The sequence below is a fragment of the Devosia sp. genome (genome assembly GCF_028290625.1).
Lineage (GTDB): Bacteria > Pseudomonadota > Alphaproteobacteria > Rhizobiales > Devosiaceae > Devosia.
On record NZ_JAQGJM010000034.1, the window covers coordinates 1 to 18719 of the forward strand.

General features: G+C 63.5%; 20 protein-coding genes. 9 read left to right on the top strand and 11 right to left on the bottom strand.

What is annotated here, in order from left to right:
• The 4 genes from JWR51_RS18125 to rpiA all read right to left on the bottom strand — a co-directional run.
• A partial coding sequence (locus JWR51_RS18125) for a 3-deoxy-7-phosphoheptulonate synthase (protein WP_299750702.1) occupies positions 1 to 376 on the bottom strand: 376 nt, incomplete at its 3' end.
• A gap of 89 nt (positions 377 to 465) precedes the next feature.
• A complete protein-coding gene (gene gorA / locus JWR51_RS18130) occupies positions 466 to 1839 on the bottom strand; it encodes a glutathione-disulfide reductase (protein ID WP_299750705.1) in 1374 nt (457 codons plus the stop codon).
• A 100-nt stretch (positions 1840 to 1939) separates the two neighbouring features.
• Positions 1940 to 2452 (bottom strand): DUF2059 domain-containing protein, encoded by a 513-nt coding sequence (locus JWR51_RS18135; RefSeq protein ID WP_299750708.1) that lies wholly within the window; start codon positions 2450 to 2452, stop codon positions 1940 to 1942.
• A gap of 44 nt (positions 2453 to 2496) precedes the next feature.
• Entirely contained in the window at positions 2497 to 3189 is a 693-nt protein-coding gene (gene rpiA, locus JWR51_RS18140; RefSeq protein WP_299750711.1) for a ribose-5-phosphate isomerase RpiA, read from the bottom strand.
• 245 nt (positions 3190 to 3434) lie between these two features.
• Between rpiA and JWR51_RS18145 the strand changes: the two genes are divergently transcribed.
• The 3 genes from JWR51_RS18145 to JWR51_RS18155 all read left to right on the top strand — a co-directional run bounded on the left by JWR51_RS18145 (position 3435) and on the right by JWR51_RS18155 (position 5550).
• Positions 3435 to 4028: a L,D-transpeptidase gene (locus tag JWR51_RS18145; protein WP_299750715.1), complete on the top strand. Its 594-nt coding sequence runs from the start codon at positions 3435 to 3437 to the stop codon at positions 4026 to 4028.
• Between the two features lie 95 nt (positions 4029 to 4123).
• On the top strand, positions 4124 to 5149 hold the full coding sequence (gene moaA, locus JWR51_RS18150) for a GTP 3',8-cyclase MoaA (protein WP_299750718.1): 1026 nt from the start codon (positions 4124 to 4126) through the stop codon (positions 5147 to 5149).
• 20 nt (positions 5150 to 5169) lie between these two features.
• Positions 5170 to 5550: a GFA family protein gene (locus JWR51_RS18155; RefSeq protein ID WP_299751303.1), complete on the top strand. Its 381-nt coding sequence runs from the start codon at positions 5170 to 5172 to the stop codon at positions 5548 to 5550.
• A gap of 103 nt (positions 5551 to 5653) precedes the next feature.
• Here JWR51_RS18155 and JWR51_RS18160 read toward each other — a convergent pair whose 3' ends face one another.
• From JWR51_RS18160 to JWR51_RS18170, 3 genes are all read right to left on the bottom strand, one after another.
• Positions 5654 to 6058 carry a VOC family protein gene (locus JWR51_RS18160; protein ID WP_299750721.1) on the bottom strand — a complete coding sequence of 135 codons (405 nt, stop codon included), beginning with the start codon at positions 6056 to 6058 and terminating at the stop codon, positions 5654 to 5656.
• The gene (locus JWR51_RS18165) at positions 6055 to 6534 is read right to left on the bottom strand and encodes an Lrp/AsnC family transcriptional regulator (protein WP_299730360.1); all 480 of its coding nucleotides are present in this window, start codon (positions 6532 to 6534) and stop codon (positions 6055 to 6057) included. The genes JWR51_RS18160 and JWR51_RS18165 overlap by 4 nt, the downstream gene beginning before the upstream one ends.
• A 145-nt stretch (positions 6535 to 6679) precedes the next feature.
• Positions 6680 to 7225, bottom strand: coding sequence for a thermonuclease family protein (locus JWR51_RS18170; protein WP_299750723.1), 546 nt, complete (start codon positions 7223 to 7225; stop codon positions 6680 to 6682).
• A gap of 205 nt (positions 7226 to 7430) precedes the next feature.
• On the opposite strand from JWR51_RS18170, the gene JWR51_RS18175 reads away from it, so the two are divergent.
• Positions 7431 to 8960, top strand: coding sequence for a HAMP domain-containing sensor histidine kinase (locus JWR51_RS18175; RefSeq protein WP_299751306.1), 1530 nt, complete (start codon positions 7431 to 7433; stop codon positions 8958 to 8960).
• A gap of 304 nt (positions 8961 to 9264) precedes the next feature.
• Here the strand turns inward: JWR51_RS18175 and cobT are convergent, their stop codons facing one another.
• A complete protein-coding gene (cobT, locus tag JWR51_RS18180; protein ID WP_299750726.1) occupies positions 9265 to 10290 on the bottom strand; it encodes a nicotinate-nucleotide--dimethylbenzimidazole phosphoribosyltransferase in 1026 nt (341 codons plus the stop codon).
• Positions 10291 to 10354: 64 nt separating this feature from the next.
• Between cobT and JWR51_RS18185 the strand changes: the two genes are divergently transcribed.
• Both JWR51_RS18185 and JWR51_RS18190 read left to right on the top strand, forming a co-directional pair.
• Positions 10355 to 11197 carry an adenosylcobinamide-GDP ribazoletransferase gene (locus tag JWR51_RS18185; RefSeq protein WP_299750729.1) on the top strand — a complete coding sequence of 281 codons (843 nt, stop codon included), beginning with the start codon at positions 10355 to 10357 and terminating at the stop codon, positions 11195 to 11197.
• A gap of 73 nt (positions 11198 to 11270) precedes the next feature.
• A complete protein-coding gene (locus tag JWR51_RS18190) occupies positions 11271 to 11957 on the top strand; it encodes a TIGR02281 family clan AA aspartic protease (RefSeq protein WP_299750732.1) in 687 nt (228 codons plus the stop codon).
• Here the strand turns inward: JWR51_RS18190 and dusA are convergent.
• Together dusA and JWR51_RS18200 are read right to left on the bottom strand one after the other, a co-directional pair.
• The gene (gene dusA / locus JWR51_RS18195; protein WP_299750735.1) at positions 11918 to 12931 is read right to left on the bottom strand and encodes a tRNA dihydrouridine(20/20a) synthase DusA; all 1014 of its coding nucleotides are present in this window, start codon (positions 12929 to 12931) and stop codon (positions 11918 to 11920) included. The genes JWR51_RS18190 and dusA overlap by 40 nt on opposite strands.
• A 65-nt stretch (positions 12932 to 12996) precedes the next feature.
• Complete coding sequence (locus JWR51_RS18200; protein WP_299750737.1) at positions 12997 to 13902, bottom strand: AraC family transcriptional regulator; 906 nt, start codon at positions 13900 to 13902, stop codon at positions 12997 to 12999.
• Positions 13903 to 14066: 164 nt separating this feature from the next.
• Here JWR51_RS18200 and JWR51_RS18205 point away from each other — a divergent pair, with 164 nt between their 5' ends.
• The 3 genes from JWR51_RS18205 to JWR51_RS18215 all read left to right on the top strand — a co-directional run bounded on the left by JWR51_RS18205 (position 14067) and on the right by JWR51_RS18215 (position 17807).
• Complete coding sequence (locus JWR51_RS18205) at positions 14067 to 14996, top strand: alpha/beta hydrolase (protein WP_299750739.1); 930 nt, start codon at positions 14067 to 14069, stop codon at positions 14994 to 14996.
• Positions 14997 to 15103: 107 nt separating this feature from the next.
• Positions 15104 to 16465, top strand: coding sequence for an FGGY-family carbohydrate kinase (locus JWR51_RS18210; RefSeq protein WP_299750742.1), 1362 nt, complete (start codon positions 15104 to 15106; stop codon positions 16463 to 16465).
• 79 nt (positions 16466 to 16544) lie between these two features.
• Positions 16545 to 17807 (top strand): NAD(P)/FAD-dependent oxidoreductase, encoded by a 1263-nt coding sequence (locus JWR51_RS18215; RefSeq protein ID WP_299750743.1) that lies wholly within the window; start codon positions 16545 to 16547, stop codon positions 17805 to 17807.
• Here the strand turns inward: JWR51_RS18215 and JWR51_RS18220 are convergent.
• A complete protein-coding gene (locus JWR51_RS18220) occupies positions 17804 to 18718 on the bottom strand; it encodes a DMT family transporter (RefSeq protein ID WP_299750746.1) in 915 nt (304 codons plus the stop codon). The two genes, JWR51_RS18215 and JWR51_RS18220, sit on opposite strands and share 4 nt — an antisense overlap.
• Position 18719 lies beyond the last annotated feature (1 nt).

The window sequence follows — 18719 nt, forward strand, 5'->3', positions numbered from 1 at the left end:
CGCCGTTGAGCTTCTCCATCGGCGACGAACGCGGCTTGGCGAACTGCCCGGCAATGCGGCCGACCTTCACCACCGGCAGCGCGCCAGCATAGGTCAGCACCACCGACATCTGCAGGAAGGCACGAAATAAATCGCGGATGTTGTTGGCGCCGTGCTCGGCAAAGCTCTCGGCGCAGTCGCCGCCCTGCAGCAGGAAGGCCTCGCCGCGCGATACTGCCGCGAGCCGCGTCTTGAGATCGCGAGCCTCGCCGGCAAACACCAGTGGCGGGAAGGTCGCGAGTTGACGTTCGGCTTCTTGCAGCGCCGCAAGGTCCGGATAGGCCGGGACCTGCGAAATGGGCTTGTCGCGCCAGCTTGCCGGGGTCCAGTTGCTCATCTTACGCCTCGCTTACGCCATTGCTCGTGGCCCGCGGGCCATTGCGGGCGGTCTATCAAGGCCGGACGCCCATGCCAAGGGCAATCGGGCTAGACTTTGGCCCCATTGCGATAGGTGTAAGTCGGCGCCTTGAAGGTCACCAGCTCCTCGGCCGCGGTCGGATGCAGTGCCATGGCCCGATCGAAATCGGCCTTGGAGGCGCCCATGCCCATCGGAATGGCGACGAGCTGGATCATTTCAGCGGCACCTGGCCCCAGGATGTGAACGCCCAGCACCTTGCCGCCATTGGCGCCGACGATGAGCTTGAGAATGGTGCGCTCGGTCTTGGTGGAGAGCGTGTTCATCATCGGCCGGAAGCGGGCGACATAGACGTCGATGTCGCCATGGGTGGCGGCTTCGGGCTCGGTGAGGCCAATGACGCCGATTTCGGGATCGGAGAACACCGCGGTAGGGATCAGCGAGTGATCGACCATCATGGGATTGTTGTTGAACACCGTCTCGGCAAAATACCAGCCTTCGCGGATCGCCACCGGCGTCAGTGCAGCCCGGCCGGTCACGTCGCCCACTGCGTAGATCGAGGGGCACGAGCTCTGCGAATAGCCGTCGACGGCGATGGCGCCCATCGGTGTCAGCTTCACGCCGGCGGTTTCGAGGCCCAGATGCCTGACGTTTGGCGCGCGGCCAGTGGCGAACATCACGGCGCCATAGGGCGCGACGACGCCGTCGCTGAAGGTGGCCGAGATGTTGTCCCCGGCCTTGGCCAACGACTTTATGGTGGTCTGGTAGATCAGCTTGATGCCGCGATCCTGCAAACCAGCTTCCAGCCCACGGCGCATATCGTCATCGAAGCCGCGCAAAATGCAGTCGCCGCGGTAGATGATGGTGGTATCGACGCCGAGCCCAGCAAAGATGGTGGCGAATTCCACTGCGATATAGCCGCCGCCCTCGATCAGGATCGAATGGGGCAGCTTGGGCAGGTCGAACGCCTCGTTGGAGCTGATGCCAAGCTCGGCACCGAGAATGTGCGGAATGGACGGATGCGCGCCGGTGGCGATCAGGATGGTCTTGGCTTGCAAGTCGCGCTTGCCATTGACCAGATGCACCGAATTGGGGCCGGTCACGACGGCCCGGTCGCGAATGATCTCGACGCCGGGCTTTTCCAGATTGGCAACATAGGCCTGTTCGAGCCGGGTGATTTCCTTATCCTTGTTGGCCACCAGCGTGGGCCAGTCGAACTTGGCATCGACCTGCCAGCCGAAGCTTTCCGCGACATCGAACATTTCGCTGAAGCGGGCCGCATAGACGTAGAGCTTCTTGGGCACGCAGCCGCGAATAACGCAGGTGCCGCCGACGCGGAATTCCTCGATGATGGCGACGCGCGCGCCATAGGTGGCGGCCATGCGCGCTGCGCGAACGCCGCCGGAACCGGCGCCGATCACGACCAAATCATAGCCATCGCTCATGTGGGAAGCTCTCCTGCGGGATGCCCTATATCGGGTGGCGCATCGCATAAAAAAAGACCCCGCACAAGGCGGGGTCCGGGTCACGTCAGCGGCAAGGCGCCTAGATGGCGACGCCCTTGGAACGCAGTTCGGCGCGCACCTTGGCGTAGAACTCCTGCTTCACGTTGCCGCTGAAGACCTGCATCACGCGCTGCAGATCGGTGTTGATCTCGGAATTGGCCGAGGCCAGCTTCATGCCGGTCGGCGAGGAGTAGAAATCCACGATCTGCTGCAACTCTTCCATCGAGAAGCGGATGGCATAGACACGGGCGAACTGGTCGAGCAGATCGCCCTTATGACCCTTGTACTCTTCCAGAACCTTGGAGATGGCATCGTTGGTCTGGTCCGAAATCTCGGGATTCTGCTGGATGATCTGCTTCATCGACTGAACAGCAGTCTCGACCAGCGTGGTTTCGTAGATCGCCGACTTGTCCGTCAGGTCCACATATTTCCGCGCCAGCGCCAACTGCTCGGGCGGCACTTCCTGCGCGATCGCCGGCATCGCCAGCGCAATAATCGTTGCGCTCAGCACCACTGCGAACAGCGCCTTGGCGCGCGTCAAAACACCCGTCATCCTGCAATACCCCATTTGTCCAGAGCCATGCTCTGGATCAGTGTTCACTTCAGAATGGTTCTTACGCCATCCGCCGTTGCCACATAAGCCTTTTTGCACATGTTGAGGAACAGCCCGTGCTGCACCACGCCGGGAACGTCCAGCAATGCGCGAGACAGCGCTTCTGGCTGCGAAATGCGGCCAAAAAAAGCATCCAGGATCAAGTGTCCGCCATCGGTGACGAAGCTTTCACCCCCCGCCGTCTGTCGCAGTCGCAGGCCGCCTTCGGCGCCATGCTGCGCCAAAACCGTCTCCAGCGAACGCCTTGTGGCGCCCAACGCGAAGCGGTTGACCTCGATCGGCAGCGGGAAGCGGCCCAGTGTCTCGACCAGCTTGGAGGCGTCCGCGATGACGATCATCATGTCGGAGGCGGCGGCGACGATCTTCTCGCGCAGGAGTGCCCCGCCGGCGCCCTTGATCAGGTTCAGGCCGGGATCGATTTCGTCGGCACCGTCGACGGTAACGTCGAGACGGTCGATGGTATCGAGATCGGTCAGCGGGATATTGAGGGAACGCGCCTGGGCCGCAGTGACTTCGGAGGTCGGCACGCAGAGGCATTCGAACCCGGCGGCGACCTTTTCGCCCAGCAGATCAACAAAGTGCCTGGCGGTAGATCCGGTCCCCAGCCCCAAGCGCATGCCGGAGCGGATATCGCCCAGGGCCATGGCCGCTGCCTGCCGCTTCAACGCATCGTTCACTGGTTTATCCCCGCTGCCATTTGGGTCGTCATGGCGTCGTGCCGAGGCGGTGTCAAGCCGGGCATCACGCATTAGTGAACGGTCATTGTAACCGGACAGCAACACAATTTGACGAAGGTATTGAGAGTGTGGCGAAAAAGGGGCACCTGCCCTTTCCGCTATTCATCGAACCGCGTATGCAACACAAATTCTTGAGCGGCCCGAATCGTTGCGGCTTGTTCAACTGTCAGAGGCACAGTCGGCAAATGTCCAAGTTGAAATCCACGATAGCGATCGCGCTGTCGATACTTTTATCTTTCGCTCTCGTTACGCCGTCGATGGCGGCGCGTGTTTACAACGCCGACACCAATACCTGGGAAGAACCTGCTGTGGTTGCCCAGCGCAGCCATGGCCGCAGCGCCATTCCGCGCGAAGAAGTCGCTTATGCGGGCAATTATGCCCCGGGCTCGATCATCGTTGAGACCTCCGAGCGCCGCCTCTATTTCGTGCTCGGCGATGGCCGCGCCATGAAGTACGGCATCGGCGTCGGCCGTGACGGCTTCACCTGGGCCGGTACCCACCGCGTCAGCCGCAAGGCCGAGTGGCCGGGCTGGACCCCGCCGGCACAGATGCGCAAGCGCGTTCCGGATCTGCCGGCATACATGCCTGGTGGCCCGGACAATCCGCTTGGCGCCCGGGCCATGTATATCGGCTCGACGCTCTATCGCCTGCACGGCACCTCAGAACCCTGGTCTATCGGCCAGGCCGTCTCCTCGGGCTGCATCCGCCTGACCAATGAAGACGTGATCGACCTCTATGATCGCGTCAAGGTCGGTGCGCTGGTGGTCGTTCACCACTAAGCAGTGCCGGATAATTGAAAAGGCCAGCTTTCGGGCTGGCCTTTTTTATTTGCATTTGGCTTTGAAAATCGCCTCGCCGGGGCTAGATTTGGCCCATGAACCTCTCCGCCGCCAGTATCGCGCCGACCACCAGACCGCTTGTCGATCGCTATGGACGGCATATTTCCTACCTCCGGATTTCCGTGACGGACCGCTGCGATTTTCGCTGTGTGTACTGCATGGCGGAAAACATGACCTTCCTGCCCAAAAAGGACGTGCTGTCGTTCGAGGAAATCGAAACCATCGCGACGGCGTTCGTAGCGCGCGGGGTCAACAAGATAAGATTGACCGGTGGCGAGCCGCTGGTGCGAAAAGATATCCTCGATCTGGTGCGCTCGCTCGGCCGCCATATCGGCCATGGCCTGGACGAGCTGACGATCACCACCAATGGCAGCCAATTGAGCAAGCATGCTGGATTTCTTGCTGATGCCGGAGTGCGTCGCCTGAACGTATCGCTCGACACGCTGGATAGTGACCGTTTTGCAGCCATTACGAGGCGGGGACGGATCGCCGACGTGATGGCGGGGATCGACGCCGCGCAAGCGGCAGGCCTGGCGGTTAAGATCAACATGGTGGCGATGGCCGGCGTCAACGACGACGAAATCGAGCCGATGATGGCCTGGGCGCATGGGCGCGGCATGGGCCTGACGCTGATCGAGGGCATGCCGCTGGGTGAGGTCGGGATCGACCGGGTCGACAGCTATTTGCCGCTCAAGGAACTGCACGACCGGTTGGCGCAACGCTACACGTTGGAAAAGCTGGACCAACGCACCGGTGGGCCGGCCCGCTATGTGCGGGTGGCCGAGACGGGGGGCGTGCTCGGCTTCATCACGCCGATGAGCCATAACTTCTGCGAGAGCTGCAACCGGGTGCGGCTGACCGCGACCGGGCAGTTGTTCATGTGCCTGGGGCAGGACGACCAGGTCAACCTGCGCGATGCCTTGCGGGACGAGGGCATGGACGGGCTCGACGCGGCGCTGGATCGCGCCATGCTACTCAAGCCCAAGGGGCATGATTTCGTCATCGACCGCGCCCGGCCGCAGCCGGCGCTGGGCCGGCATATGTCGGTGACCGGGGGCTAGGCCAATTGACCGCGGACATAGTGCACAAAGGATCGTGCCTGTGTGGCGGCGTTCGTTTCGAGGTCCAGGGGGAGCTGCCGGCACCAAATGCCTGCCACTGTTCGATGTGCCGCAAGCATACGGGGCACTATGAAGCTGGCACCGATGTGCCGCGATCGGCCGTTACAATTACCGGTCAAGACAATCTGACCTGGTTTCGATCGTCGGAGAAGGTCAAGCGTGGATTTTGCTCGATCTGCGGTTCGTCGTTATTTTTCGATCCGCCTGCGCTGGACTGGATTGGTATCATGATGGGCGCGTTCGATACGCCGACGAATACCAAGCTCGCCTACCACATCTTCGTGGCCGACAAGGGCGACTATTACGACATTACGGATGGGCTGCCGCAGAACTTGCAGTAGTGCTCGTCAGGTCTCGGTCCAAGCGACGGTGGCCAAACGTCCCCCACCCTTGATCCCTCCCCGCGAGTGGGAGGGTGTCGACTGAGAGTCGGGCGGGTACCCCTTACCTGCCGTCGGCGCGTTCTACGAGTTCGACGATGATCCCGTCGGGGTCGCGGACGAAGGAGACGCGCTTGAACATCTCCTGGTTGTGGGCGATGCGCGGCTGCTCGATGATTTCGACGCCGGCGGCGGCCAGCTTTTCGATCATGACGCCGATATCGGTGAAGGCGAAAGTGAGGTGACGGACGCCCGCCTCATCTGGCGGGACATCGCGGGCCGGATCGACGGTGCCGGGAGCAAAGACCTCCAGCATGCCGCCGCCGGCGTCGAGGAACGCGGCTTCGCCTTTGATCTGGGGCTTGCGCAGGACCAGTTTGAAGCCGAGCAGCCCGCAATAGAAGGCGATGGTGCGATCGAGATCGCCCGACGTCATGCCGATGTGTTCAAAACCGAGCAGTTGGGTCATTTGTCATCGTCGGTGATGAGGGCGTAATCGAGGGGCAGGGCCGTGGTGTACTTGATCTGCTCCATGGCGAAGGAGGAGCTGACATCGGTCAGCGCGATCTTGGCAATCAGCTTTTTGTAAAAACTGTCATAGGCGCCGATATCGGGCACGACGATGCGCAGCAGATAGTCCACGTCCCCGCTCATGCGGTAAAATTCGACGACCTCGGGAAAATCCTCAACCACGGTGGCGAATTTGCGCAGCCAGCCCTCGCTGTGCTCGTTGGTCTTGACGGAGACAAACACAGTGACGCCGGCATTGACCTTGGCCGGGTCGAGCACGGCGACGCGGCGCTTGATGACGCCGTCTTCTTCCATCTTCTGGATGCGGCGCCAGCACGGCGTGGTCGAAAGGCCGACCTTGCGGCCGATCTCGGCCACCGGCATGGTGGCATCCTTCTGCAGCAGCGTGAGAATCTTGCGATCTATCTTGTCCAGCGCCATCATGCCCCCGAAATCAGATTTCGGCATTAGCGCGAAATCTTCGTCAATTTTCTTAATGAGTGCCACAAGTCGCATTTGCACGCAATAATCTTGCGCGGAATGCGGGAATACAAAGCCAGCCGGTTTTCTTAACGCTTCCTTAGAAGCGCGGCAGCCAGTCCCAGCCGGGATTGGTTTCGGCCTCGCGCCCGTGCCGGTCGCGCCAGGCGCGGGGGGAATCGAATGTTCCGACCCAGAGACCGCGCTTGGCATTGCGGGCGTCGGTCTCTTCGCCGCCGTAGTCGTCCGAGGATATGGCGAGGCCCGCCTCGACCATTTGCGCGCCCAGGTCGCGGCCATTGACACTGCAGGTCGCCAGGATGCGGCCGAAGCGGTCATGGCCATCGGGCTGGCAGAGCGGCGCTTTACCGGCGACCAACGCCACCAGCTTGTCGCGCGCGGTGCGGCCGCAGGTCCAGCTCTGGCCGCCGGCATCGGCGCAGATCTGGTCGAGTTCGGGCGCATCGATGCCCAGAAGGCGAATGCGCTCGTCGCCGAGATGAAAGCTGTCGCCGTCGCTGATCCGAGCCCGGCCGGAGACGGGCGCCTCGGCGGGTGTCAGCCGGTCGACCAGCAGGGCGCAGGCCGCCAAAATCAGAATCGCCAGCACGGCGCCAAAACGGCCGCGAAAGGGACGTCCCTGCATGAGGTTTGATGGTCGCACTTCACCGCCCGTTAACTACGCATCGCTAGTGTTTATTCACCAGCCCGAGGTCTGCCGATATTCCGGTGGTGCCCGGCTGCAAATGGCGGCTTTGCAAACCACTATTTTTGATTCGACCCGAGCTGATTTTGTCTTCCCGTGCGAATGCGTACCCCGTTCGCGGCTTTTAGTAACGAGTAAGAGTTTGATGCCGTCCCAGCCGGCTGACATCGATGCGGACGTCCGTTCCCTGATGGGGCGCGACAGCAAGCGCACCGCCAACAAAACCGTGCTCGACGCGCGTCAGCGCCTCACATCGAGTTCGGGCACGCGCGCCTCCTATGATTTCGAGCTGATGCACGACTATGCGGGCTCGCGCCTGGCATCGGCGCTGCCGATCGCGGCGATCGTGGGCATTTTGGCCTTCGTGTCCAGCTTCTGGGTGCCGGCAATCTTCACCGCGCTGTGGGCCGGTATGGTGCTGATCAGCCTGCTGACGCTGGTGCTGATGGCGCAGCGCTTCAAATCCAGCGATCCATCCAAATTCAATGCGGGGCAATGGACGACCAGTTTCGTTTTCGGCGAAACCGTCTATGGGCTGTCATGGTCGCTGCTGGCGCTGTTCACGCTGGTGGCAGACCCGGCCGAGCTGACGCCAGTGATGTTCGCCATGGTGCTTGTTGGTGTCGCCGCCAACGCGGTTGCTACCAATACACTCCCCCCTGCGACCCTGATGAGCACGCTGCCGGTCACCCTGACCGTATCGATCAACCTGATCGCCATTGGCGGCACGCTCAATTACACCCTCGGCGCGGTGGCCATTTTCGGGGAAATTTTCTTCGTCTACCTGGCGCGGCAGTTGCACGCATCCGAACTCGAAACCATTACCCACCAGTCGGAAAAAGACTCGCTGATCAGCGAATTGGAAGAGGCCCGGCATATGTCGGACGAGGCGCGGCGCCACGCCGAGCAGGCCAATATCGCCAAGTCGCAGTTCCTGGCCACCATGAGCCATGAGCTGCGCACGCCGCTCAACGCCATTATCGGCTTTTCCGAAGTGCTGAAATCGGAACTGCTGGGGCCACACCAGGTGCCGCAATACAAGGAATATGCGGGCGACATTCACTCCAGCGGGCAGCATCTGTTGAATCTGATCAACGAACTGCTCGACCTCAGCCGCATCGAGGCGGGCAAGTATGAGCTGAACGAAGAAGTGGTGTCGCTGGTCGATATCGCCGAGGACTGCCGCCGCATGATGGAACTGCGCGCCAAATCCAAGGGGATCGAGCTGGTCTATACCTTTGGCAATAACCTGCCAAAACTGTGGGGCGACGAGCGCGCTATCCGCCAGGTGGTGCTGAACCTGTTGTCCAATGCCATCAAGTTCACCCCGCAGCAGGGCAAGGTGACGCTGATGGTGACCCGCAGCGTCGACGGCGGGCAGATGGTTTCGGTCAAGGACAACGGCCCGGGCATTCCCGAGGATGAAATCTCCACGGTGCTGTCATCCTTCGGCCAGGGCTCGCTGGCACAGAAGACTGCCGAACAGGGCGCGGGCCTTGGCCTGCCCATCGTGCAGAAAATCATGGACCTGCATCAGGGCCGGTTCGACCTGTTCTCCAAGCTGCGCTTCGGTACGGAAGTTATCGGGACGTTCCCGCGCGCACGTGTGATGGACGCGCTGGCGCCGGTGGTGGAGAAGCGGAACCGGTTGGAGATTTTCTCGGAAGCGGGTTAATCGAGCGGTGCTTCAGACGTGGTGGCGTGGCTGCCGATCGCTACGTGTCATCAGGAACACAGCGGCTGCGACAATGATCGCGCTCAGTGGCAAAACGCTTACCGCCACAATATAGGTCAGATCGGTCATTCCTCGATCCCCTTCAGAATATATCTTGCAAGCATGTAGGCTCAGGCTGACAATTATGCAAACAGCAGAGCCTAAAGCTACTGCGTCAAGCCCTATCGGACCGGCGAAGTTCCCGTAGGTGAGCGCTCATTTCTGGCCAGCTTGTTGGGTACCATCCCAATCCATCCGGTTACGGTCAGTTCGCCTTACCGCTGACGGCGGCGCTTTCGAAGGTGGCCATGTTGTTGTGCAGGTGCAGGGCCGTCTTAGCCAGCACTGCTGCCAGGGCGGCGCCACTGCCCTCCCCTAGCCGCATGCCCAGATCGAGCAGGCCAGTCTGGCCCATGGCGGCGAGGGCGCGGGCGTGGCCGCCCTCGGCCGAAACGTGGGCGAAAATGCAGTGGTCGATCGCTTCGGGATTGACAGCGTGGGCGATGGCGGCGGCGGAGGTGGCGACGAAGCCGTCGATGATGACGGGGACTTTCTGGTGGCGGGCAGCGAGGAGCGCGCCGAGCATGGCGGCGATCTCGCGGCCGCCGACGCGGGCGAGGATGGCCAGCGGGTGGTCGAGGGCATCGCCGTGGAAGGCCAGCGCGCGGTCGACAGCGTCGGCTTTGCGGAGGAGGCCCGCATCATCAACGCCGGTGCCGCGGCCGACCCAATCAGCGCCGGTGCCGCCGTAGAGCGCCGCGTAGATGGCGGCGGCGATGGTGGTGTTGCCGATGCCCATTTCGCCGATGCAGATCAGGTCTGGCTTGCCGGCGATCGCCTCCATGCCATAGGCGATGGTGGCGGCGCACATCTTGTCATCGAGCGCCGCTTCTTTGGTGATATCGCCGGTGGGCAGTTCCAGCGCCAGTTCAAACACGCGCAGGTTGATTTCGTGCAAGGCACAGATTTGGGAGATGGCGGCGCCGCCACTGGTGAAGTTGGCGACCATCTGGGCCGTCACTTCGCGCGGAAAGGCCGAGACGCCCTGATCGGTGACGCCGTGATTGCCGGCGAAGATGGTGACCATGGGATTATCGAGTCGCGGCTTGGCGCGGCCCTGCCAGCGGGCGAGGAATTCGACCAGCTTTTCGAGCTGGCCGAGCGAGCCGGCAGGCTTGGTCAGTTGCGCATCATGGGCCCGTACGGCGGCCACCGCGGCCTCGTCGCCATCGGGGACGATGGTGAGCAGTTCGAGGACATCGGCATAGGCGGCGTTGAGCGGTGCGGGCATGGAAGGTCCGGCATGATGATGCTAGGAGGAGGGACCTTGTGGCGCAATCGGGCGGGAAAAGCAATTGAACGACGAGGGTGGAGAGACCATTGGCGGCGGCGCGGTGCGTGAGCCGCATGTGCCGCTTGGGGCGAAGCCTGGGGGTGGGCTGGCGGCCGATTTTGTGATGGCGCTGCGGTTCTTTTCGCGGTTGCCGACGGGGGATAGTCCGCATGAGGTGCCGGATTTGAACCGGATTGCGATGGCGTTGCCGCTGGCGAGTGTGGCGATCGGGATTTTGCCGGCGCTGTTGCTGGTGGGCGGGTCGTTGCTGGGGCTGCCGGCCTATTTCGCGGCGGCGCTGGCGGTGGGGGCTGCGGTGATGGCGGGTGGCGGCATGGCGGAGGATGCGCTGGCGGATAGCGCGGACGGGCTGTTTGGCGGATCGACGCGCGAGCGACGGCTGGAGATCATGAAGGACAGCCGACACGGCACTTATGGGGTGGCGGCGCTGTGCCTGTTTGTCGTGCTGCGCGTGGTGGGGATTGGGAGCGTGGCGGCGGTCAATCCGTTAGCAGCGGGGGCGATCTGGCTGGCGAGCGGGATTGTCGGGCGGTCCGGGGCGTTGTGGCTAGCGGTGGTTTTGCCGCCGGCGCGGGCGGATGGGGCGGCGGCGACGGTGGGGCGGCTAAGGGTGCGGAATTTTGCGGTGGGGGCGGTGCTGGCGCTGATGCTGCTGTTTGTGCTGGGTGGGCCGGCGACGAGCGTGCTGGGGCTGGCACTGGCTATTGTGCTGGCGGTGGGCGTGATCATGGGTTGGACGGCGTGGTGCAAGCGACTGGTGGGCGGGCAGACCGGGGACCTGATCGGCGCGCTGGGAGCGCTGGTGGAAATCGCGGTGCTGACCGCGCTGCTGCCGTTCGTTTGACGTTGCGCCTTGAAAATACCGCGCCGCGTGCCTTTATGATGAAGACCAGAGCGCAGCACGGGGCGATTACCGCATGATTTTCATTGGGATTGCCCTGCTGGTTGCGTGCGGGCTGGCACTGATCGTCGGCACGGATGCGGGCAGCTTCGTCGGGCTGACGCAGATGCAGACGGCGCAAGTCATTCCATTGGTGCTGATTCTGATCATTTTCGCCGGAGGCGCTTTCGGGCGGTCCCATCGGGTGAAGGAACTGCTGGGAAGCCTGGTGCTGTGGATCGGCATTTTTGCGCTGGCGGGCGTGACCTATGCCTATCGGGATGAGTTGAATGGCCTGGTGGGGCGGGTCGCGGGAGAGTTCCGGCCGAGTGTCGCGGTGGTCGATGACGAACGCGGCACGGCGACGTTCCGGCGTGGCCCCGGCGGGCATTTCGAGCTGATGGCGGACATCAACGGGCATTCCACGCCAATGATTTTCGATACCGGCGCCAGCGCGGTGGTGCTGACGCTGGCGGATGCGAAGGCGGCGGGGATCGACACGTCGACGCTGCAGTTCACCATTCCGGTTTCGACGGCCAATGGCACCGGGCAGGCGGCGCGGGTGTCGCTGGACGGGATTGAGGTCGGCGGGATCAAGCGCAAGGGCGTTCGCGCGTTCGTCGCGGAGGACGGGGCGCTGGATACGAGCCTGTTGGGGATGACGTTCCTGGAAACGCTGACGCGTTATGCGGTAACCAGCAATTCGCTTGAACTGACGGACTGACGCTGGACGGCGGCGAGCGCCTGCTCGATCACTTCGGGGCCAGCGCCGGGGCGGCAGGCTTCGACGCTGAGGATCTGGCGGAACTGGCGCGCCCCGGGCAAACCATTGGCGAGACCCAGCATGTGGCGGGTGATCTGGTTGATGCGGGTGCCACGCGCCATTTCGCGGGCAGCGTAATCGGCCATGGTGTGCATGATGGCGTCGAGGGTTACGGGCGCAGACGTGTCGCCGAAGATGCGGGCGTCGACGTCGGCCAGCAGCATTGGATTGTGATAGGGAGCGCGGCCGAGCATGACGCCGTCCATGTGGGCCAGTTCGGTTTCGGCCTGGTCCAGCGTCTCGATCCCGCCATTGATCATGGTGGGGATCGGTAGGCGGGCGTGGAGGCGGTGCACGCGGTCGTAGTCCAGCGGCGGGATGGTGCGGTTTTCCTTCGGCGAGAGGCCCTTGAGCCAAGCCTTGCGGGCGTGGACATAGAGGGCGCCGACGCCCGCGGCGACCATCGCGTCGGCGAAGCGGTCGAGGCTCTGTTCGGTATCCTGATCGTCGATGCCGATGCGGCATTTGACGGTGACGGGGCGATCGGTGGCGCCGCGCATGGCGCGGACGCATTCGGCAACCAGATCGGGTTCGGCCATCAGGCAGGCGCCGAAGCGGCCGGATTGCACGCGATCGGACGGGCAGCCAACATTCAGGTTGATTTCGGCATAGCCGAAGGCGCTGGCGATGGCTGTTGCCTTGGCGAGCTCGGCGGGATCGGAGCCGCCCAGTTGCACGGCGACGGGTTGCTCGACGGGATCGAAGCCCAGGAGGCGCTCGGTATCGCCGTGCATAATCGCGGCGCTGGTGACCATTTCGGTGAACAGCAGGGCGTGGCGCGACAATTGCCGGTGGAGGAACCGACAGTAGCGGTCACTCCAGTCCATCATGGGGGCAACGGAAAAGCGGCGGCTGAGGGTCAAAGCGTCGTTCATGGGCGGGGAAATACAGGATTTGAGCAGCGGCGGCTAGGGCGCAGCGGCAGGGCTGGGTTGCGGGGCTAGGCGATCTGGGTCAATGGCTGGGATCGACGGAGGCTCTTGCCGTCCTTGCCCGGAGGCTGGCCAAACAGGCGGCGGTATTCGCGGCTGAACTGGGAGGGACTGTCGTAGCCGACGGAGAAGCCAACCTCGGCCACATCGGCTGCCGTCGACATCAGCCGGGAGCGAGCGGCCTGCAGGCGGATTTGCTTCTGGTACTGGATCGGCGTCATCGAGGTAACACCGCGGAAATGCCGGTGAAACGACGTGACGCTCATATTGACGTGGGCGGCAAGGTCCTCGATCCGCATCGGTTGCGCATAGTGGCCGCGAATCCAGCGAATAGCGCGACCAATCTGGGCCATTCGGCTATCCGCCAGGCCAATCTGGCGCACTATGTCGCCCTGTGGGCCATTGATTAGCCGCCAGAGGATTTCGCGCTCGATGGCCGGCGCGAGAACGGGGATATCGGCGGGCCGGTCGAGGAGCCGGAGCAACCGCACTACCGGATCAGCCAGTTCGTTGGTGAGCTCGCTGACCGCAATGCCGGGGGGATCGGATCGGGTGGCGGGGGTCGAGCCGACCTCGAGCAAGAGAGCCGCGATGGCGTCCGGCCGAAGCGTAATGCCGATCCCCAGATAGGGAGTTTCTTGAGTGGCCACGGCGACATGCGCCTGCAAGGGCAGATCGACGGAGACGATCAGGTATTGGCCGGCGCTGTAGTCGAAGACCCCCTCGCCGAGGCCGACGCCTTTGGCACCCTGCGCCACCAGCGCGAACATGGGCTCCGTCATTTCGGCGATCGGCAAGGTCGTGGCATAGGCCGACATCACGATGACATTGGGAAGGACGCGGACCGCGGCGCCGTCGGGCGAGCCGTGGCGCGTCACCAGTGTCTGCAATTCAGTCTGCAGGGAGAGATCCATGCGAGCATGGTTACTACGGCTACGCGCAATATGCGATAGTGTCAGCATTGGCAGGATTGTGCATAAATCTGGCCGCTTCAATCTACCGCTGGAAGCGGCCCGTCTGATCCTATCGGATGGCAAGAGGCGTGGAGCCTCGTACCCCCTTCCATGGACAAACGGATATGAAGACCGACGTCAGATTCGACAGTGCCGGCCTACAGCTTGCCGGCCATTTCTATAGTCCCGACGACGATGCCGCTGGCCCCCGCGCCGCCATCGTCGTCAGCCATCCGGCAAGTGGCGTGAAGGAACAGGCTGCTGGCCTCTATGCGCAGCGGCTGACAGCGCTGGGATATGCGACCCTGACGTTCGATGCCGCCTATCAGGGCGAAAGCGAGGGGATGCCGCGCGGTCTCGAGGACCCGGCGCATCGCGTCGAGGACATCAAGGCGGCCGTGTCGTTCCTCAGCGCGCACGGCGCGGTCGATCCGGCGCGGATCGGGGTGCTGGGCATCTGTGCTTCGGGCGGCTATGCGCTGTCGGCCGCCGCCACCGACCATCGCATCAAGGCCGTGGCGACGGTCAGCGGCGTCGATGTCGCCCGGCAGTTTCGTCATGGGCCGGACGGCACGCAGGCGCCGGCCGTCATCCAGGGCATGCTCGATGCTGCCGCAACGGCGCGTACGGCGGAGGCGCGCGGCGAGGGTGTCGGGACGTTCCCGATTTTTCCGGCGAGTGGAGAAGAGGCGCTGGCGGCGGGTGGCCAGCACGCGTTCGAGGGCTGGGAATACTATTGCACGGAACGCGCGCAGCATCCCCGGTCGGCCAAGGCGTTCACCTGGAGCAGCGTGGATCAGTTGGCGTCGTTCGATGCGTTCCGCTTCATCGACCTGATCGCGCCGCGTCCGATACTGATGGTGGTGGGGAGCAAGGCTGTCACATCGTGGATGGCAAGCGAGGCCTATATCGCCGCGCGGGAGCCCAAGGAGGTGTGCTGGGTGGAGGGCGCCAGCCATGTCAGCCTCTACGACAAGGACGAACATGTGACCCCGGCGATTGCCCGGCTCGATCCGTTCTTCAGGGCCAACCTGACGGCGGCAGTGCCGGACTGAGTGCGATGGGGACCGGTGCTCCCCGCGAGGCTAACATGTCAGCTATCGCGCGGCGGGCGAAAGTGCGGTATTGGCGCGCTGTTCCGAATCCAGCGTCGAGTATGTTCATGACCGCACCCCGTTTGATCGCCGTGATCGATATCGGCAAGACCAATGCCAAGGTGGTGCTGATCGACGCGGAGACCGGCGGCCAGTTGGCGGCGCGGAGCACACCGAATACGGTGCGGCGGGATGGGATTTATCCGCATGCCGATGTGGAGCGGCTGGCGGCGTTCATCACCACAAGCCTGCGGGATATTCACGCCGAGCACGGTATCGAGGGGATTTCGATCACCACGCATGGGGCGACCGGGGCACTGATGGCGGGTGGGCGGCTGGCGATGCCGGTGCTGGACTATGAGCATAATGGGCCGGAGGAGACCAGCGGGGCTTATGCGCAGGTGCGGCCGGATTTCAGCGAGAGCTTGTCGCCTCGGCTGCCGAATGGGCTGAACCTGGGCGCCCAGATTTTCTGGCAATCGCAGGTGTTTGCCGAGCGGTTTGCCGAGGTCACGGCGATCTTGGCCTATCCACAATATTGGGCGTGGCGGCTGACCGGGGTGATGGCGAGCGAGGTCACGTCGCTGGGGTGCCATACCGATCTGTGGGCGCCGCAGACGGGGACGTTTTCCAGCATGGTGGCCGAGCGAGGCTGGGCGGGACTGTTTCCGCCAGTGAAGCCGGCCAATTCGGTGCTGGGGACGATTTTGCCAGAGGTTGCGGCGGCGACGGGTCTGGCGGGTGACACGCCGGTGACGTGCGGTATTCATGATTCCAACGCGTCGCTGATCCCGCATCTGGGGGCGCATGAGGCGCCGTTCACGATCCTGTCGACGGGGACGTGGGTGATCGCGATGACGGTGGGTGGCGACACCACGCATCTGGATGCGGGCCGGGATAGCCTAGCCAATGTGGATGCGTTTGGCCGTGCGGTGCCGACCGCGCGATTCATGGGCGGGCGGGAATTCGACATGCTGGCGCCGGGGGCGGTCGAGCCGAACGAGAGCGAAATTGCCAATGTTATCAATGATGATGTGCAGGCGCTGCCCAGCTTTATGCCCGGTGTGGGGCCCTTCCCCAGCTCGGTCGGCCGGTGGACGAAGGATCCCGAACATTTGAGCGCGGGCGAGCGGACGGCGGCGGTGTCGCTGTATCTGGCGCTGGTGACGCAGGCGTGCCTGGAACTGGCTGGGGTCGGCAAGCAGATCGTCATCGAGGGGCCGCTGGCGCGCAATGTGCTGTTCGGGCAGGCGCTGGCGCGGTTGACCGGCGTTCCGGTGAGCGCTTCGGGCGACGCGACCGGGACGAGCCTGGGAGCGAGCATGTTGTTCGGCGGCAAACATGTAGCGGCCAGTCCGGGTCTGGTGCGCCTGCCGTTGCAGGTGGAGGGCTTCGACGCCTATTGCGTGCACTGGCGGGAGCGGCTCTGAACGCAGGACAGCAATGTCCTGGTATCGCGTTGTTAGTGCTAACATCTCGCACCACATTAGGGGCACGTTGGAGGCACAAATGACCAGCAAGCTACATCGTGTCGTGATCGTCGGTGGGGGGTTCGGCGGACTAGCGGCGGCCCAGGCGCTGCGGGGGGTTGATGTGGACATCACCCTGATCGACCGGCGCAATCACCATCTGTTTCAGCCCCTGCTCTATCAGGTGGCGACGGCATCGCTGAGCACGTCGGAGATTGCCTGGCCGATCCGCCATATTTTGAAGCATCGGCCAGAAGTCCGCACGATACTGGCAAGCGTGGTCGGTGTGGATAAAGCGGACAAGACCGTACAGCTCAATGACGGCAGCAGTGTCCCCTATGACAGCCTGATACTCGCGACCGGGGCGCGGCATGCCTATTTTGGGCATGACGAGTGGGAGGCGTTCGCGCCGGGGCTCAAGACGCTGGAGGATGCGACGACGATCCGGCGGAAGCTGCTGCTGGCGTTCGAGCAGGCTGAGCGCACGAGCGATCCGGAATTGCGCAAGGCGCTGCTGACATTCGTGATCATCGGGGGCGGGCCGACCGGAGTGGAGCTGGCCGGCGCCATCATCGAACTGGCGCATACCAGCCTGCAGGGCGAATTCCGCAGCATCGCATCGAATGAAGCGCGCGTGGTGCTGATCGAAGGGGGCAAGGCTGTGTTGGGCAATTTTGCGCCCGAATTGTCGGCGTATGCGCACAAGGCGCTGGTTGATCTGGGGGTCGAGGTCGACCTGGGCAGTCCGGCGACGGTGATCGATGCCGAGGGCGTCGAATATGGCGGCAAGCGGCTGGCGGCCAAGACGGTGCTGTGGGCGGCGGGCGTGCAGGCATCGCCGGCGGCAAAATGGCTGGGGCTGGAGCCTGATCGGGCTGGACGGGTCAAGGTCGAGCCGGATTTGACGGTGCCGGGTTACCCTGAGATTTTCGTGGTCGGGGACACGGCCAGCATAGTGATGCCGAATGGCAAGCCGGTGCCCGGTGTCGGCGATGCGGCCAAGCAGGGCGGCAAGCATGCGGCGGCGATCATCAAGGCACGGCTGGCGGGCGACAGCGCGATCAAGCCATTTCGCTACAAGCATGCGGGGGACCTGGCGACCATCGGCAAGCGCGCGGCGGTGATCGATTTTGGCTGGATCAAGCTCAAGGGCTGGATCGCCTGGTGGGCCTGGGGGCTAGCCCATATCTACTTCCTGATCGACACCAAGAACCGCATCGCGGTGGCGCTGAGTTGGCTGTGGATTTACCTGAGCGGCCAGCGGAGTGCGCGGCTGATCACGCAGGGTGATGACAAGCCCTAATCGACGATTGCCTCGTCCACCGATGTCGACCGCTTGTTGAGGGAGCGTTCGCGGAGCCAGATGTAGAGGCCGCTGGCGATGATGATGCCGGCGCCGAGGAAGAACCAGGCGTCGGGTGGTTGGCTGAAGACGATCCAACTGACGAAGGCGAGATAGAGCAGCGTCAGGTAGTTGAACGGCGCCAGGGTCGAGGGCGGCGCGAAGCGGTGGGCGACCGAAATCAGGATGTGGCCGACCATGCCAACCGTGCCGGCGCCGAAAAAGGCCAGCCAGGTGATGGTATTGCTGGGCCAGGTCCAGCCGGTGAAGGCGAATGGCGTGACGAGCACGAGTGCGACGGCGCCCGCGTAGAACTGTTGGGTCATGGCGGTATCGACCCCGGCCAGCTTGCGGGTAATGATCGAGAACAGGGCGACGAAGAAGGCCGCGCCGAGTCCGAGGAGCGAGGCCGGCTGGAACGCCTCGGTGCCGGGGCGCACAATGATCAGGATGCCGATGAAGCCGGCGCCGATGGCGAGCCAGCGCCGCCAGCCGATGGTTTCGCCGAGCAATGGGCCGGACATGGCGCAGACCATGAGGGGGCTGGTAAAGATCAGCGCGCCGGTGACGGTGAGCGGCAGGTAGCGCATGGCGAGGAAATTGCCGGCGGTGGTGCCGAGCAGGCAGACGCCGCGCAGAACTTCGAGCTTCCAATTGGCGGTGTGGAAGAGCGCGGTTCTGCGCAGCGGCCAGACGAAGACCAGGATGAGCGCCACATGGACAGCGTAGCGGATGAAGACAATTTCGCCGGTCGGAATGCCCTGGGTGGACATCCATTTGGCCGAGGTGTCGAGGAAGATCAGGATGAGTTGAGACGCCAGCAGGATGCCGATGCCGGTATTGTGGCGTTCTTCGACGGGGGCGATGGCCATG

Bases quoted from the DNA above. Each gene is read 5' to 3' on its own strand.
- gorA (WP_299750705.1), bottom strand. From the start codon at position 1,839: ATGAGCGATGGCTATGATTTGGTCGTGATCGGCGCCGGTTCCGGCGGC.
- JWR51_RS18135 (WP_299750708.1), bottom strand. From the start codon at position 2,452: ATGACGGGTGTTTTGACGCGCGCCAAGGCGCTGTTCGCAGTGGTGCTG.
- JWR51_RS18145 (WP_299750715.1), top strand. From the start codon at position 3,435: ATGTCCAAGTTGAAATCCACGATAGCGATCGCGCTGTCGATACTTTTA.
- moaA (WP_299750718.1), top strand. From the start codon at position 4,124: ATGAACCTCTCCGCCGCCAGTATCGCGCCGACCACCAGACCGCTTGTC.
- JWR51_RS18160 (WP_299750721.1), bottom strand. From the start codon at position 6,058: ATGACCCAACTGCTCGGTTTTGAACACATCGGCATGACGTCGGGCGAT.
- JWR51_RS18170 (WP_299750723.1), bottom strand. From the start codon at position 7,225: ATGCAGGGACGTCCCTTTCGCGGCCGTTTTGGCGCCGTGCTGGCGATT.
- JWR51_RS18175 (WP_299751306.1), top strand. From the start codon at position 7,431: ATGCCGTCCCAGCCGGCTGACATCGATGCGGACGTCCGTTCCCTGATG.
- cobT (WP_299750726.1), bottom strand. From the start codon at position 10,290: ATGCCCGCACCGCTCAACGCCGCCTATGCCGATGTCCTCGAACTGCTC.
- JWR51_RS18190 (WP_299750732.1), top strand. From the start codon at position 11,271: ATGATTTTCATTGGGATTGCCCTGCTGGTTGCGTGCGGGCTGGCACTG.
- dusA (WP_299750735.1), bottom strand. From the start codon at position 12,931: ATGAACGACGCTTTGACCCTCAGCCGCCGCTTTTCCGTTGCCCCCATG.
- JWR51_RS18200 (WP_299750737.1), bottom strand. From the start codon at position 13,902: ATGGATCTCTCCCTGCAGACTGAATTGCAGACACTGGTGACGCGCCAC.
- JWR51_RS18205 (WP_299750739.1), top strand. From the start codon at position 14,067: ATGAAGACCGACGTCAGATTCGACAGTGCCGGCCTACAGCTTGCCGGC.
- JWR51_RS18210 (WP_299750742.1), top strand. From the start codon at position 15,104: ATGACCGCACCCCGTTTGATCGCCGTGATCGATATCGGCAAGACCAAT.
- JWR51_RS18215 (WP_299750743.1), top strand. From the start codon at position 16,545: ATGACCAGCAAGCTACATCGTGTCGTGATCGTCGGTGGGGGGTTCGGC.
- JWR51_RS18220 (WP_299750746.1), bottom strand. From the start codon at position 18,718: ATGGCCATCGCCCCCGTCGAAGAACGCCACAATACCGGCATCGGCATC.